Origin of the sequence: Anaerococcus provencensis (assembly GCF_000312365.2) — a bacterium.
Classification (GTDB): domain Bacteria; phylum Bacillota; class Clostridia; order Tissierellales; family Peptoniphilaceae; genus Anaerococcus; species Anaerococcus provencensis.
Window position 1 is genome coordinate 594,380 of sequence record NZ_HG003686.1, and the last position, 16,637, is coordinate 611,016.

Annotated in this window: 9 protein-coding genes; 8 read left to right on the top strand and 1 reads right to left on the bottom strand. The window is 34.9% G+C overall.

The window, feature by feature from the left end; genetic code table 11:
• Window positions 1–20: 20 nt before the first annotated feature.
• The 5 genes from BN38_RS05575 to BN38_RS05595 all read left to right on the top strand — a co-directional run bounded on the left by BN38_RS05575 (window position 21) and on the right by BN38_RS05595 (window position 12,079).
• On the top strand, window positions 21–959 hold the full coding sequence (locus BN38_RS05575; protein ID WP_044565983.1) for an L-lactate dehydrogenase: 939 nt from the start codon (window positions 21–23) through the stop codon (window positions 957–959).
• Window positions 960–1,054: 95 nt separating this feature from the next.
• Window positions 1,055–2,362: a sodium-dependent transporter gene (locus BN38_RS05580; RefSeq protein ID WP_044565984.1), complete on the top strand. Its 1,308-nt coding sequence runs from the start codon at window positions 1,055–1,057 to the stop codon at window positions 2,360–2,362.
• A 70-nt stretch (window positions 2,363–2,432) separates the two neighbouring features.
• A complete protein-coding gene (locus tag BN38_RS05585; protein WP_044565985.1) occupies window positions 2,433–3,740 on the top strand; it encodes a sodium-dependent transporter in 1,308 nt (435 codons plus the stop codon).
• 13 nt (window positions 3,741–3,753) lie between these two features.
• Window positions 3,754–4,455 carry a YjjG family noncanonical pyrimidine nucleotidase gene (locus BN38_RS05590; protein ID WP_044565986.1) on the top strand — a complete coding sequence of 234 codons (702 nt, stop codon included), beginning with the start codon at window positions 3,754–3,756 and terminating at the stop codon, window positions 4,453–4,455.
• A gap of 169 nt (window positions 4,456–4,624) precedes the next feature.
• Entirely contained in the window at window positions 4,625–12,079 is a 7,455-nt protein-coding gene (locus BN38_RS05595) for a G5 domain-containing protein (RefSeq protein WP_049944452.1), read from the top strand.
• 164 nt (window positions 12,080–12,243) lie between these two features.
• Here BN38_RS05595 and BN38_RS05600 read toward each other — a convergent pair whose 3' ends face one another.
• Window positions 12,244–14,169 carry a sensor histidine kinase gene (locus BN38_RS05600; RefSeq protein ID WP_044565987.1) on the bottom strand — a complete coding sequence of 642 codons (1,926 nt, stop codon included), beginning with the start codon at window positions 14,167–14,169 and terminating at the stop codon, window positions 12,244–12,246.
• A 282-nt stretch (window positions 14,170–14,451) separates the two neighbouring features.
• Here BN38_RS05600 and kdpF point away from each other — a divergent pair, with 282 nt between their 5' ends.
• From kdpF to BN38_RS05610, 3 genes are read left to right on the top strand one after another with little or no spacing between them, the layout of a single operon-like run.
• Window positions 14,452–14,529, top strand: a complete 78-nt coding sequence (gene kdpF, locus BN38_RS11625) for a K(+)-transporting ATPase subunit F (RefSeq protein ID WP_407636501.1) — start codon at window positions 14,452–14,454, stop codon at window positions 14,527–14,529.
• A 20-nt stretch (window positions 14,530–14,549) separates the two neighbouring features.
• The gene (locus tag BN38_RS05605) at window positions 14,550–14,867 is read left to right on the top strand and encodes a hypothetical protein (protein WP_049944453.1); all 318 of its coding nucleotides are present in this window, start codon (window positions 14,550–14,552) and stop codon (window positions 14,865–14,867) included.
• 25 nt (window positions 14,868–14,892) lie between these two features.
• Window positions 14,893–16,635: a potassium-transporting ATPase subunit KdpA gene (locus BN38_RS05610; RefSeq protein WP_044565988.1), complete on the top strand. Its 1,743-nt coding sequence runs from the start codon at window positions 14,893–14,895 to the stop codon at window positions 16,633–16,635.
• The last annotated feature ends 2 nt before the right edge of the window (window positions 16,636–16,637 follow it).

Here is a 16,637-nt window from a genome sequence, read left to right on the forward strand (position 1 = left end):
AGAAAAGATAAGGAGTTAATATGAAAGATAGCAAAATAATCCTAATAGGAACTGGTGCTGTAGGTTCTTCCTTTGCCTATGCTTCTACACTACTTGGAGTTGGCAGAGAGCTTGGCATCATTGACATAAACGAAGATAAGGTAGAAGGAGAAGTAATGGATTTAACAGATGCCATAAGCTTCACTAAACCTAAAAATATATACAAGGCTGACTATAGCGACTGCAAGGATGCAGAAGTTGTTGTAATCACTGCTGGAGCTGCCCAAAAGGAAGGCGAAACAAGACTTGATCTAGTAGACAAAAACCTTGCCATCTTCAAAGAGATGATAGGAAAAGTCGTTGACAGTGGTTTTGATGGCATATTTTTAATAGCAAGTAACCCAGTTGATATACTAACTTATGCTACATGGAAATATTCAGGATTTCCTGCATCCAAGGTCATAGGAACTGGTACAACCCTAGATTCATCTAGGTTCAAAAAAGAGATAGCGGGGCTTATCGGTATAGATCCAAGAAGTGTGGAAGCTTTCATCATGGGTGAACATGGAGATACAGAATTTCCAGTGTGGTCACATACAAACATAGGTGGCTTGCCAATATACGAATGGGTCAGAAACCAAAGCGAACTTGACGAAAAAGCCCTACTAGATACCTTTGAAAAGTCAAAGAACGCAGCCTATGAGATTATAAAGAAAAAGGGAGCAACATTCTATGGTATAGGCATGGCACTAACGGCCCTAGTAAGAGCCATTATAGACGATGAAAATTCAGTTTATTCAACATCATCATACCTAAAGGGCGAATACGGCCTAGATGATATCTACCTAGGAGTTCCAACCATCATTGGCAAAGATGGCGCAAAATGGGTAATAGAAATCCCACTAACTGACATAGAAAAGGAAAACATGGACAAATCTGCCCAAACCTTGAAAGATATTATTGACGAAAGTCACTTATAAAAATTTGGATGCTATGAGCATCCTTTTTTTATGCCTTTTATTTCGCTTTAAAGTGTGATATACTTTTATTAAAATTTTTCAATAAGAGGTAAAGAATGGAAAAGAAATTTTCTTCAAAAATAGGATTTATATTAACAGCAGTAGGTTCAGCCGTAGGTATGGCAAATATATGGGGATTCCCTTACAAATTCCAAGAAGGAGGACTAGTCTTCTTGTTATTTTACCTAGCATTTGTCATACTATTTTCCTACGTGGGCCTATCCAGCGAATTTGCAGCAGGTAGGATGAGTCCAAAAGGATCCCTTGGTTCTTATGAGATTGCCTTTGAATCTGCTGGTAAAAGTAAAAAAATAGCGCGAATCTTGGGATACATACCACTATTTGCATTATTTCTCATAGCCATTGGATATTCGGTTATAGTGGCTTATGTATCAAAAGCCTTTATCGATTCCCTAAACGGCCAGCTTTTCACTATGCCAGCAGAAGAATGGTTTAATAGCTTTTCTAGTAAAAATTATGGTGTGGTAATCTATCACATAGTGATAATTATATTAACCATCCTAACTTGTATAGGTGGGGCAAAAACCATAGAAAAATCTAACAAAATTATGATGCCAACATTTTTTGTTTTATTTCTAATCTTGGTTATAAGGATATTATTTTTAGATGGATCCATAGAAGGCTACAAATTTATGTTTAGATTTGATCCTAGTAAGATTAATCTAGATACCATAATATCAGCCATGGGCCAGGCATTTTTCTCCCTATCACTAACAGGAGCTGCCATGGTCACAGTTGGTTCATATACCAATGATGATGTGGACCTTATGAATTCATCCAAGCAAACAGGCCTTTACGATACAATTGCAGCAATCCTTGCTTCTTGTGTCATGATTCCAGCTCTAAGCGTATTTGGTATGGAACAAGTTGGAGGGCCGGGACTATTGTTTATATCCTTACCAACAATACTCCAAAATATATTCTTTGGACGTATATTTTCCATAATATTATATTTGGCAGTAATATTTGCAGGTATATCATCCTTGCAAAATATGTTTGAACCAGTTGTGGCATCTCTGACCGGTAGATTTGACAAACTTAGCAGAAATCTAGCTCTGCTAATCATAGGACTTGTCACAATAGCCATAAGTTTAAATATGGAAACCATAGACCAAGTAGGCCATTACATGGATATAGTATCCATATATATAATGTCCATAGGAGCTTCTATTGGTTCTATAACTTGGTTTTATATACTAAAAAAGGACAAGCTATTAGCCGAAATAAACAAATCATCCAAAAAAACATACGGTGACAGATGGTACAAAATAGGCAAGTATGTATACGTGCCTATAGCAGTGGTTTTGACTCTTATAGCTTTGATATTTAAAATATCTTTCTAAAACACTTTGTATATATTAATTTTTATGATATAATTCCCTTATAAACACTATTGCTTTAAAGGGATAAATTATGAACAAGAAATTTTCATCAAGACTAGGTCTCATCTTATCAGCAGTAGGTTCTGCTGTAGGAATGGCAAATATATGGGGTTTCCCATATAAATTCCAGCAGGGAGGCCTAGTATTTTTATTATTTTATATTATATTTGCAGGGATATTTTCCTATGTAGGCCTATCATCTGAATTTGCAGTCGGTAGGATGGCAAAAACAGGGACCTTGGGTGCCTACGAGTACTCTTTTAGGTCAGCTAACAAAAACAAGACTTTGGGTAGATACATTGGCTATGTGCCACTTATTGGAACATTTCTCATAGCCATAGGATATTCTGTCATAGTTGCCTATGTACTAAAGGGTTTTGTGGATTCGCTTACAGGTGAGATTTTTAGGACATCATCTGAAATTTGGTTTGATAGCTTTGCCAATAAAGAGCATTCTGTCCTAATCTATCACATCACAATTATCATAGTAACAATACTAACCTGCATAGGTGGGGCAAGGTCTATAGAAAAAACAAACAAAATTATGATGCCGACGTTTTTCATACTTTTTCTAATCCTTGCCATCAAAGTGGCAAGCTTACCAAATTCTATAGAAGGCTACAAAAATATGTTCACCTATAGGCCTGAACAAGTAAATATACAGACCATAGTAAACGCCATGGGCCAAGCTTTCTTTTCCTTATCCATAACAGGATCTGGTATGATAGTTGTAGGAGCCTATATTGACAAAAAGGAAGACCTAGTCCACTCATCAGTCCAAACTGGATTTTTGGACACATTGGCAGGTTTGATAGCTTCCTTTGTCATAATACCAGCTATAAGCGTCTTTGGAATGACTGGAGTTGGCGGCCCATCACTACTATTTGTGACTCTACCAACCATACTTTTAAATATTAGATTTGGAAGAATCTTTGCAATCATACTCTACCTTGCTGTAGTCTTTGCCGGTATATCTTCTTTGCAAAATATGTTTGAAGTTATAGCAGAATCTATGACCCATAGATTTGTTAAATTAACTAGGAAGATAGTTTTCTTAGGCCTTGGCTTACTAGTGTTTGTCCTAGGAATCAACCTTGAGACCATAAGTTCCTTTGGTCCATATATGGATATAGTTTCAATCTACATCATACCAATAGGAGCATCAATTGGAGCTATAACTTGGTTCTATATTTTGCAAAAAGATAAGCTCCTAGCAGAGATAAACCTATCTGCCAAAAGAAATTATGGTAAAAACTGGTATAAAATAGGTAGATATATCTATGTGCCAATAGCAGTAATCATAACTATATTGGCCTTAGTCTTTAAAATTTCATTCTAGGAAGGATAAACAATTGATAAAATATTTACTTTGGGACATTGACAATACACTTTTAAGCTTCGACCTGGCAGAAAGAGCATCTATGACCAAGGGCTTTGATAAATTTGGCCTAGACATAGGAGATGACGAAGCCCTAGAAGTTTACAAAAATATAAACGACAAATATTGGAAGATGCTAGAAAAGGGGGAAATGACTCGTGAGGAAATCTTGACAGGGAGATTTGAGGAGTTCTTTGACCTCTATGACATAGCCTACGATGAGAGATTGGTAAATGACTTTAATCTCTTTTACCAAGAAGAACTAGGCAAACAAGTTTTTTTCAACGACTGTGCCGAAGAGGTTCTCCGAAAACTTTCCAAAGACTACAAACAATACGCTGTAACCAATGGATCCAAGATCGCCCAATCAGGCAAACTCAAAAACTCTGGCCTAGACAAGGTCTTTGATGGGGTCTTCATATCAGAAGACATGGGCTATGATAAGCCTAGCCTAGAATACTTTGACTTAGTATTTGAAAGCATTGAGTCAAAAAATAAAGAAGAATACATCCTAATAGGTGATTCGCTCACATCAGATATGCTAGGGTCAAACAATGCAGGTATTAGAAACATTTGGTACAATCCAGAAGATTTAGACAATGATTTAGGCATAAGAATTGATTATACCATCCATAAATTAGATAAGGTTGTCGATATATTAGATGATCTAAAATAGAAGCCCTAAATTTGGGGCTTTTTGCTATTTAAAAAGCTTGGCCTAAGAAATGGAAATTTTGAATTAAACTATTAAAATCATTCTATTTCTATTGTTATATATAATTAAAATGGTATAATATGTAACAAATATGTAGATATGTTTTATACTAGAGATTAGGAGTTGTACGATGATTGATAACAACAAAAAATCAATAATTCCATTGTCCAATGAAACCATCAAGAAGGCACTATTGGGTGCTACTATTATTGCTGGTGGATTTGGCCTTATGGGGAATACTAATGAAGTATATGCTGATAGTGTTCCGTCATATATTGCAGACGAACTAGACGGAGTATACGATGAAACTATCGTTATAAGTAATGGTAGTGCAAGCAATACTGAAACTAATAATACTAGTTCAAGAGAGACTAGCGTTAATAATGCAGAAAAGACCAATGTAAGTGCAAGTACTACAAGTGCACAAAGCAAACAAACAGAAAGTAAAGAACAAGCAGTAAGTGCTCAAACATACAGTACAAGTGCTAAAGAAGCAACTAGTCCAGCCCTTGAAATGTCTGAGGCTAATGCTCCAGCTAGGCAGCAGGCACCAGCTTCAACTGAGACAAACTATAGCAATGATGAAAAGGAAATCAAAGACTATAACGGCAGTGAACGTTATAGGACAACAGATCTTCAACCGGGAAATACAAATCAGGATTTTAAAAATACTGATGAGAAGGTAGAAAAAGACGGTTTTAAATTTGAACTTAGTAACCCATCCCCAACATCACCAAGTAAGAGAGAATACGGTTACCAAATCACCATAGATAAGAAGACCGGTCAAAGAACCTATACTTTGGTTTATGTTACAGATTCCGGTCTTATACCTGTTAATCCTGGAGAAAAACCTATGATGAATGTAGGAGATGAATTAACTCTTGAATCTCCTAATGTAACATTCAAGCCAGGTGAAAATACTATAATAGATGCTGCTAGGACACAAAGAAACTTGAACTACGAAGCTAGCGAAGAAACCTTAAAGCATATCAACAACAAGGATAATGACTCCACTTCCTTTGGATTTGAGGATAATTACACTAAAGATAACCCAAATGTGAAGTTTTTTGGTGATAGTTTCACTTTAGGTTACAAAGTAAACCCATGGCCAAATGAAAACGACAATCTACAAGAACTTAAGCTAAATAAAAATTACTACGATCCAAACAAAAAATACTTTGTCCAAGGCCAAGATATAAACACTGGAATCAAGGTAGAAAATATCGATGAAAATGCCAAGGAAAGATTAGTCGGTCAAGTTTATAACCCTATTACAGGGGAAATTGTTCCTGGATCAAGTGCCTATATAGCAGATGATGGCAATATACACATCAATATGCCAGAAGGAGCTCTAAAATTAGAGGGTGGTAAGTATGTAGTAAATGAAAATTCTATTTTTGCTAAAGACCCAGATTATAAAGGCCTTCAAAAACTAGATGTCAAATTCTTTGCTCGCCCAAGAACAGCTGAAGAATTTAAGAATATTGCAGAAACACCAGATAGATTTGGTGCTACAGGAACTTATGTAGAAACAGGTGCAGGAACTGCCGACATCAACCACAAGGGAACTAATGTCACAATCGATAAGCAAGGCATAGATCGCTATGACCATTACAACCTAATTGGTGACTTTAGCCTAAACCTTGACGACACTAGATATTATGACCAAGAATTCAAAGATGAAGATGGAAATAAAATTGATCCAAATGAATCTACAGGTGTAAATCCTGGGAAAAAAGCCACTATAAGAATTTTAGATCCAGATACAAGTGATGGAACTCAAAAATCTGGAGAAGCAATGGATGCTGCATATAAGGCTGGAGAAGCCACAGGAAAACTTGATGAAAAATACCTTATAGCAGCAAATAAAAAAATTGCAAGAGAGCTAGGCATATCTTACGAAGAATTGATGAAAGATGAAAATAAGGATAAGAGATGGGTTATTGATGGTAAGTCTGATAATATATCATATTTTGACATAACTGCACCAAAAAACGCAAAGCCTGGAGATACCATAGCCCTACCTGTTGTATATACTTATACCAATGGTTCAACAGATACACGTTGGTTCCATTTTGTTGTTCAAGAGTCAGTTTTAAACAAACCAGAGTACGAGGCACAAGTTAACTTCCCTTCAGAAGAACAGACCTCACTACCAGTGATTACTGAAGATGAAAAGAAGGAAAGCCCTGCAAGATACTCTATAAAAGATGGTTTTGATTATAAGGACGACCACGGCAATGAATGGACTGTTTCTATTGATGAAAAAACTGGCCAAGTAACTGCCAAGCCAAAAGAAGACGGTAACTTTAATGGTGGAGAAAAGCTTTTTGTCCCAGTAGTTGCCCATTATAATGATCCAAAACAACCAGATGAGGACATCACCGACGAAACATTTGCTGAATTTATCATTAAAGAAAGAGCCAATATGACTCCTCGCTACAATGCAAAAGCAGGTAAGGCAGGAGATGTGCTTTCTTCTGATGTTATTCTAAACGAGGAAGATACTTTTAACAGAAGACCAACTAAATTTACCCTTAATACCAATGCCTACACAGATGATAAAGGCAATATTTGGCAAGTTTCAATAGATGAAAACACAGGTAAAGTGACAGCAACTGTTCCAGATGGGGAAAATATTGACGGAGCTTTATTAAACGTACCTGTAACTGCTCATTATTATGATGGAGCTACAGAAAAAGGCACAAGGGTAACAGAAGTACAATTTATAGCTTCAGGTACAAAAAATACAATTGTTCATGAGCAAGAAATTCCATTTGAAACAAAAGTCGAAGTTGTAGAGGACCTAGCAAAGGGCGAGTGGAGATACAAAAAAGTTGGTGGTGTTGAGCAAAAAGGTAAGCCTGGAAGCAAGAAAACTACCTACACAATAAGAGACTCTAAGATTGTAGATACTAAAGTAGATGAAACAAAACCAGAAGCTGCTGTTATAGAAGTTGGTGGCAAAGACTTTGAAGGCGAAGTAAAACATGTGGAAGAATTACCATTTGGATATACAGTCAAAGAAGTCGACACCCTTAAAAAAGGCGAATATGAAATTGTAAAACAAGGTAAGGTTGGAACTAAAACTACAACATGGAAGATTGTAAACTCTAAAGTTGATGGCGAACCTACTGTAACAGAAGTCCCAGCAGAAGATGCAATCATCAATGTTGGTAAGGGAACAAATAGCGGTACTCACGAAGTAACAGAAAAAGTTGAAGTACCATTTGAAACTATTATAGAATTTGATGACAGCCTAAAACCAGGTGAAACAAAAGTTACTCAAGAAGGTCAACTAGGTGAAAAGACTAGAACTAATACCCTTACTATAGAAGATGGCCAAGTAACAAATACCGAAGAAGGCGCATACACTCAAACAAAAGCACCTGTAAATAGAATCATCAAAGTAGGTAGAAATACTGAAGGTACCCACACCTACGAAGAAAAGATTCCGTTTAAATACAACATCTCTTACGATCCAGAACTAAAATCTGGAGAATATGTAATAGATGTTAAAGGTACTGAAGGAACTAAGAAAACTACCTGGACTATCAAAAACTCCCAAATAGTTGGAGAGCCAAGTGTAGAAACAACAAATCCTGTTGATGCTGTTATAAGAGTTGGACAAAAAGACTTTACAGGAGACTTCTCACACGAAGTAACAGAAAAAATTCCATTTACTGTCAGAGTTATAGAAGATGAAACTCTAGAAGCTGGTAAGAGTGAATTAGTAACTCAAGGTGTACCAGGCTCAAAAACAACTAAATACACCCAAGCTATTAAAAATGGCGAAGCTGACGGTGAACTAAAATCAGAAGAAACTTCAAAAACTGAGCCTGTTGAACATGTAATCAAAGTAGGTACTAAACCTGCCCAAAACTCTGTTGGAGTAGAAAGTGATGTAAATGTTACTATTAAATATACCTTTGATCCTAACTTAGATGTTACAGAAGCTAGAACAGGTGAGTTCACTCCAGGTAAAGTCAAGACAGTTGTAACTAACAAATACAACCCTGAAACTGGAAAGATAGAATCTGTTGAAGAAACAGTCGTTACACCTCCTGTTCAAGAAATCATAGTCGGTACCAACAAATACACTGGTGAATTCAAGAACGAAATTAAGGAAGTAATTCCTTTTAAAACTGAAGTGATATTTGATGATACTCTCCCAGCTGGCACTATGAAGGTAGATAAACCAGGTAAGGTAGGAGAGCGTACAAAGGAATTTATTCAACACTTTGAAAATGGTGAACAGAAATCAACTGAAGAAAAACTTATATCTGAAACACCAGCGGAAGATAGGGTGGTTAGAGTGGGCTCTATGACCGACGGAACTCATCAACATAAGGAAGAAATTCCTTTTGAGTACACCGTTGAATATGATCCTGAATTAAAAGCAGGAGAATATAGAGAAGTAACTCCAGGTAAAGTAGGAGAAAGAATTACAACTTGGACAATTGTAAACTCTAAAGTCGTTGGAGAACCAAAAGTTGTAGAAACAAAACCAGTAAACGCAGTAATTAAAGTTGGTAAAAAAGACTTTACAGGAACTTTCGAAACTAAGAAGACAAGCCCTATTGAATTTGAAATAGAATATATTGTAGATAATTCTTTAGAACCAGGTACAACAGAAGTTATCCAAAAAGGTGAACTTGGAGAGAAAGAAACAAAAGTAACCCATACTATCAAAAATGGTGAAGTAACAGAGTCTACGGAAGGCACACCAGTACAAACCAAGGCTCCATCTAAGAGAATTGTAAAAGTAGGAGCTGCAAAATCCAACGGAACACACGAATACACTAACAAGACTCCTTATGATGTAGAAGTTAGGGTAAACCCAAATCTAGCAAAGGGCGAATATAAAGTTATCCAAAAAGGTGAACCAGGAGAAGAAAAATACACCCTTACTATAGTAGATTCAAAGGTGACAGAAACTTCTAAACCATCAATAATAAAAACACCAGTTAAAGAAATTATCGAAGTAGGCAATGCTGACTTTACTGGCTCTGTAGAATATGTTGACAAAGACCCAATACCATTTGAAACTGAAATCATAGTTGATCCAAGCCTAGCACCAAATGAAATTGTAGAAGACCAAAAGGGTGAACTTGGAGAACAAGAAACTAAGATTACAAGAACAATTACAAATGGTGAAGCAGGCGAAGAAAACCGTGGAGAAACTATTCAAACTAAAGCTCCAGTTACAAGAAAGTTAAGAATAGGCTCTAAAACTAATGGCCAATACAAGGAAACTGAGACTATTCCATTTGAAGTAGAAGTTAGAAAAGACCCATCACTTAAAAAAGGTGAGTGGAAATATAACGAAATAAATGGAGTCAAACAAACTGGAGAAAGCGGCCTAAGAGAAAGAACTCTAACAATTGAAAACTCTCAAATAACACACACATCAGAATACACAACGGTTAGAGAACCTAAAAAGGCAGTTATCCTTGTGGGTGACGAGGACTTTACAGGTGAAGTAAAACACACTGAACACTTTGAAATTCCATTTGAAGTTGAAGTTAGATACAACAATGAACTTCCAGCTGGAACTAGCAAAGAAATTCAAAAAGGTGTCCAAGGTTCCTATGATATAGAATTTAACCAAAAGATTAAAAATGGTGCTCCAGATGGTGACTTGCTCAAGGTTGAATCCAACAGAGTAGAAGCTAAGAAGCACATCATAGAAGTAGGAACTAAGGTAGAAACTCCAGAAAACAACTACTCCAAAGATGTGGAAGTAGAAATCGAATATGTATACGACGACACAAAAGACAAGGGAGTAGTAGAAACTGGCGATTTAATACCTGGCAAGGTAGAAACTAGAGTTATTGATAAATACAATCCAGAAACAGGTAAGGTTGAACAAACTACAGAACAAGTAGTAACAAAGGCTAAGCAAAAAGTTATAGTAGGTACTAAAGACTTCACAGGAACTTATGAATACAGCAAGACCTGCCCAATACCATTTGAAGTAGAAATTATCGAGGATGATACTTTAGAAAAAGGTACAAAGGTAGTAGACCAAGAAGGAGTACCAGGCTCTAAAACTACAAAGTATGAACAAGACATTAAAAATGGTCAAGCAGTTGGTGAAGCTAAGAAAATTAGCGAAGAAACAACTAAAGATCCTGTAAAACACATAGTTCGTATAGGTACAAAACCAGCTGATTCAACTGAAGGTGAAACTACTAAGACTATCGAAAGAGAAATTCCTTATGAAACTAAGGTAATCTATGACGAAAACCTTGAAGCTGGAACTCAAAAGATTGAAAACGAAGGAAAAACTGGTAAGGAAGAAGTAACTATTACTCAAAAGGTTAAGGATTCTAAGCCAGTAGGCGAAGCCACAGAAACTACTAAGACTATCACAAAAAAAGAAGATAGGGTAGTAAGAATTGGTGTGAAACCTGTTGTGAAAGAAACTGAACTTGGTAATAATACAGAATACAGACACAATCCAAATCTTCCAGCAGGTGAAACAAATGTCATCGAAGAAGGTTCTAAGGGATCTGTAAAATACACAACTACTTTCAACAAGGAAACTGGTAAGCTTGAGGTCACAGAAGAAAGAGTCGAACCAAAGAACAAGGTTGTAGAATATGGTTCTAAGACAGAAGGCGAATTCACTTATGAAAGTGAACAAGCTTACGACATCATTATCAGAGAAAACCCAAACCTTGAAGCGGGTAAGACTAATGTTATCCAAGAAGGCATTGTAGGAAAAACTGAAACAACTGTTAAGATTGAAAACAGCAAGGAAGTTTCTAGGGATACAAAGACAATCACAGAAAAACGAGATAAGATTATAGAAATTGGAACTAAGAATGTTTGTGAAATCCCACCTGCAAAACCAGAAGATCCGAAAGATCCGACAGATCCAAAAGATCCGAAAGAACCAGGCAAACCAGGTGAAGAAAAACCAAACGAACCAGGCGAAGAAAAGCCAAATGAACCAGGTAAACCAGGCGAAGAAAAGCCAAATGAACCAGGTAAACCGGGTGAAGAAAAACCAAACGAACCAGGCAAACCAGGCGAAGACAAACCAAATGAACCAGGTAAACCAGGTGAAGACAAACCAAATGAACCAGGTAAGCCAGGTGAAGACAAACCAAATGAACCAGGTAAACCAGGTGAAGACAAACCAAATGAACCAGGTAAGCCAGGTGAAGAAAAACCAAATGAACCAGGCAAACCAGGTGAAGAAAAACCAAACGAGCCAGGCAAACCAGGTGAAGACAAACCAAATGAACCAGGCAAACCAGGTGAAGACAAACCAAATGAACCAGGCAAACCAAATACACCAGGAACAGAGAATCCAAAAGATCCAGAGAAACCAAACTATAATGGCAACAACAATATAGTTACTAATCCGGGTAATAAATCTGAAAATAATATAAAAGTAGAAACAAAAACTTTGAATAATCAAAAAATTCAAAAGGATTCAAGCTCAAAAGATGGCAACAAAACTGCTAACACGAACGTTAAAACAGGTGTAAGTGGTGCATTCAGTGTAGCATCAATATTAGCGGCAGCAAGTGCTGGATTATTTGCTAGCAAAAAGAAAAAAGAAGATGAATAATGGTTCATTATAAAAAAGTGGAGTTTATCTCCACTTTTTATTTGCCCATTTATATTTTGATTATGAACTGATCTTAATACTTTATTATTTGTTCATTAGTTCGGACATAAAAATACCCCATAATATAGCAAAGTATTCAATAGAAAAATTATGGGGTTATAATATTAGATTTTATTAAGGTTTATATAGCAAGACTTATTTTCCAATGAATCAATAGCCAGAGCAATCTCGTTTAGCATGGCTATAAGCAGAGATTTATCATTTACTGACAATTGACTATCGATACTTTTATCTGACATATCTATACCGACAACGCCATAGACTGCACTATTTTTTCTAATGGCAAAATACAAGCCATTAGCATTGGCTAGAGTATTTGTGCCTGCACCAGCACTATCATTATTTAAAAACACCCATTTTGCTACGGTTTTCTCGGAGTCTTGCAAATATATTTCTTTCATATTTGCGACATTTTTTGGGTTATAAATTATTGGCGACAAAAGCGAGCTTTTGAAAACAGGATAAAATATTATTACCTTGTTTAGGAGCTTATATAGTTGATAGCAGGTTTCATACATTACTTCATCATAGTTTTTGCTTAGCTGCAATCTCTGGCTTGTTTTAAGCAAAACTTCCAGGCTATGTGATTGTTGGGTTGCGAGAATGCTCTCATTTTTTAGTTTATTTTGCATTAGGCTAATAAAAAATGATACTACGCTCATTATCACAAATATCATCACATATTCTTTTGAGTAAATTCTCAAAGAGTAATAGGGTGGTATAAAGATAAAATCTATAATAAAAATATTTAGTAGCAATGCAAGCATATTATAGATTGGATGCTTGGTTGTATATCCTACAATACAGGAAGATAGGGTGTAAAGTAAGACAATGTTGGTTGTATTAAAGTCAAAAATAAACAAAATATAAGATAATATTGTGGTGGTTAGCATTATAAAGAATGTAAGTATCATGTCCTCACTATCTAAATTTACAAATTCTGGAAATTTTAAATTTTTCTTTTTAAACTCGCTATTAGCATAAGGAATTATGAAAATGTCTAAATTTGGTGCAGCCTTGATAATTTCATCAATTATGGTAGTTTTATTGAAGATAGAAATTTTCTGGGCAGATCTTCCTAAAACTAGTTTAGATACTCCACTTATCTTTGCGTATTGGCTTATTTGAAAGGCTATATCATCTCCGTGAGATGATACAATATTTGCTTTTAGGTGTTTAGCTAAGTCTATATTTTTTTGTAGGTTATTTTTCTCTGTATCTGAAAATTGTTCGCTATCTGATGTTTCTACATACAAGGCACTAAATTCAGCATGAAAGGAATTTGCCATCCTATAAGCAGTTCTAATTACTTTTTGATTTGTTGGAGACGGACTGAGACATACTAGTATATGCTCTTTTAAAAAAGCTTTATTTTTATCGTCAGAATACAAATTTATTTTGTCAGCACATCTTCTTAAAGCTATTTCCCTAAGCGATACCAGGTTATCAATTGTAAAAAAATTTTCCAAAGCTTTCTTTGACTGCGCGTTCTTATATATTTTTCCTTCTTTCAATCTTTCGATTAGCTGTTCTACTTCGATATCAATTATTTTTATATGGTCAGCATTATCAAAAACATAATCAGGTATACGTTCATTGACTTTTATATTAGTAATTGATTCTACTATATCATGAAGGCTCTCTAGGTGTTGGACATTTAATGTTGTGTATACATCAATGCCCGCCCTAAGTAATTCCTCTACATCTTGGTATCTTTTTTTATGTCTACTGCCTGGTGCATTGGTATGGGCAAGCTCATCTACTAATATGATGTCAGGTTTTCTATCTAGGGCCTTATCTATATCCAGTTCATTAAAAATATGATCTTTATAGTTTATTTTTTTATAGTCTATTATATCTAGACCATTCATTAATGCTAGAGTATCTTTTCTATCATGAAGTTCTACATAACCAACAACCACATCTATGCCTTCTAGGTACTTTTCGTGGGCAACTTCTAGCATATTGTATGTCTTTCCGACACCTGCACAGTATCCGAAAAATATTGTCAATTCTCCTCTTTTATCCATAATATTATCCTCTTAAATATGATATTTATTCTATTTTACTATATAAAAACCATAAAAGTTCAAAGGTTAATGAATTTTAATACAATTTTAATATACAAGATGCATATTTTAAAACTATTTTAAGGCGAATGTTGGTATATTACAAATATAGTTAGTGAATAGGAGGAGTGATTTATGTTAGACATTATTATGGTAACTGTAATAATCATTTCATTTTTAATATTAAAAATATTCGTTCAATGTATCGATAAAAAATAAACAGTAATTATTTTGGAGGCTATTATGTTATTGTTGTCAATTATTATTGTAGGGATTTTATGTTATTTATTTTATGCATTAATTAACCCTGAAAAGTTTTAATATATATTTAGGAGTTTAATATGGAGGAAGTTATGAATTTAAATAAGTGTGATTTTAATAAATGTTTGAATGATTTCTGTTCCTTAATAAAATTAAAGATTGATTTAGGTAATATTGATGAATGTATGGAATTGGTTAAGGAAAAGATGAAAGATTATCCACATAGTCCAGTTCCTCATAATTTGTTAGGTATTTTGATGGAAATGAGAGGAAACCATCTACTAGCTATGAAACATTTCAGAGCTGCTTGGGCATTAGACCCTTGCTATGAACCTGCTAGTAAAAATTTGGAAAATTTAGCAATATATGGAACAAATAAAAAATATATATTTTCGTAAGAAAATTGTGTAAGTAGGAGAGATTATGTTACAAATATTATTAACATTACTAATATTCTTAGTCATTATATTTCCATGTGGAAATTACTTATATAAAATGACTAACAATAAAAAAACATTCGCTGATCCTTTATTTGATAAAGTGGATTCAGGAATTTTTAAAATTTTAAAGATTGAAAAAAGTGATATGGACTGGAAAGAATATACATTGTCATTGATTCTTTTAAATGCATGTTTGGTTCTACTTTCATATCTAGTTCTTAGAATTCAATCTATAGGGATATTTAATCCGAATAAAATAGGCTCTATGGAGGAAACTTTAGCTTTTAATACAATTATTTCTTTTATGACTAATACTAACTTGCAACACTATGCAGGTGAGTCTGGCTTGTCATATTTTTCTCAAATGTTTGTGATTATTATGATGATGTTCACTTCAGCAGCTAGTGGATATGCAGCTTGCGTAGCAATGATAAGAGGAATACTTGGAGAGAAGATGGGAAACTTCTTTGTAGATTTTATAAAAATCATAACAAGATTTTTATTACCAGCATCTATTATTGTTGGATTATTATTGGTGTCTCAAGGAGTTATCCAAAACTTTAATTCTAATATTTTAATTAAAACTATTGAGGGCAAAAACCAAGAACTTAGTGCTGGTCCTGTAGCTGCTTTGGAAGCAATTAAACATTTGGGTACTAATGGTGGAGGATTTTTCGGAGCCAATTCATCAACTCCTTTTGAAAACCCTAATATTATTTCAAATATTATAGAATTAATTTCTATGATGTTATTGCCAGGATCATGTGTTTTCATTTTTGGAAAGATGGCACATGATAAGTTTATTAAAAAATCAGCAAGTGAAAATGAACAAATACCAGAGCACACAGATAAAGCTATGGCTAAGAAAGTTTGGATTGGCAAAGAAGGCCAGTCAATATTTATTGCCATGTCCATATTATTTGTAATAGGCTTGGGTATTTGCTATCATAATGAGCTTAATGGTGTAAACGGGGCAAGTCTTTCTGGAATATCTCACAATATGGGAAATATGGAAGGAAAAGAGATGCGTTTTGGCATTGCCCAATCTTCATTATTTACAACAGTTACAACGTCATTTACTACTGGAACTGTTAACAATATGCATGATACACTTACACCTTTGGGTGGCCTAGTTCCTTTGCTTCACATGATGTTAAATGTTGTATTTGGTGGAGCAGGTGTAGGACTTATGAATATGTTAATCTATGCTATCTTAGCAGTATTTATATGCGGTCTTATGATTGGTAAGACACCAGAATATCTAGGTAAAAAAATTGAAGGTAATGAGATGAAACTTGCAGCTTTATCAATTATCATTCACCCACTTTTGATTCTAGGTTTTTCTGCACTAGCAGTTAGTATAAATCCTGGACTTGAGGGTATTACTAATCCAGGATTCCACGGACTAAGTCAAATACTATACGAATATTCTTCATCAGCAGCCAATAATGGCTCTGGTTTTGAAGGTTTGGCTGACAATACAATCTTTTGGAATATAACTTGTGGCTTAGTAATGTTTTTTGGAAGATATTTAGCTATTATTATCCAGCTAGCAATAGCAGGTAGTCTTTCTAAAAAAATAGATATCAATGAAACTGCTGGAACATTAAAAACTAATAACTTAACTTTTTCAATTATTCTAGTGATAATTGTATATATATTTGCAGCACTAACATTTTTGCCAGTACTAGCTTTAGGACCAATAGCAGAATGGTTGGTACTATAGGA

Coding starts and splice junctions, on each gene's coding strand:
- BN38_RS05575 (WP_044565983.1), top strand. CDS start 21: ATGAAAGATAGCAAAATAATCCTAATAGGAACTGGTGCTGTAGGTTCT.
- BN38_RS05600 (WP_044565987.1), bottom strand. CDS start 14,169: ATGGATAAAAGAGGAGAATTGACAATATTTTTCGGATACTGTGCAGGT.
- kdpF (WP_407636501.1), top strand. CDS start 14,452: ATGTTATTGTTGTCAATTATTATTGTAGGGATTTTATGTTATTTATTT.
- BN38_RS05595 (WP_049944452.1), top strand. CDS start 4,625: ATGATTGATAACAACAAAAAATCAATAATTCCATTGTCCAATGAAACC.
- BN38_RS05585 (WP_044565985.1), top strand. CDS start 2,433: ATGAACAAGAAATTTTCATCAAGACTAGGTCTCATCTTATCAGCAGTA.
- BN38_RS05605 (WP_049944453.1), top strand. CDS start 14,550: ATGGAGGAAGTTATGAATTTAAATAAGTGTGATTTTAATAAATGTTTG.
- BN38_RS05580 (WP_044565984.1), top strand. CDS start 1,055: ATGGAAAAGAAATTTTCTTCAAAAATAGGATTTATATTAACAGCAGTA.
- BN38_RS05610 (WP_044565988.1), top strand. CDS start 14,893: ATGTTACAAATATTATTAACATTACTAATATTCTTAGTCATTATATTT.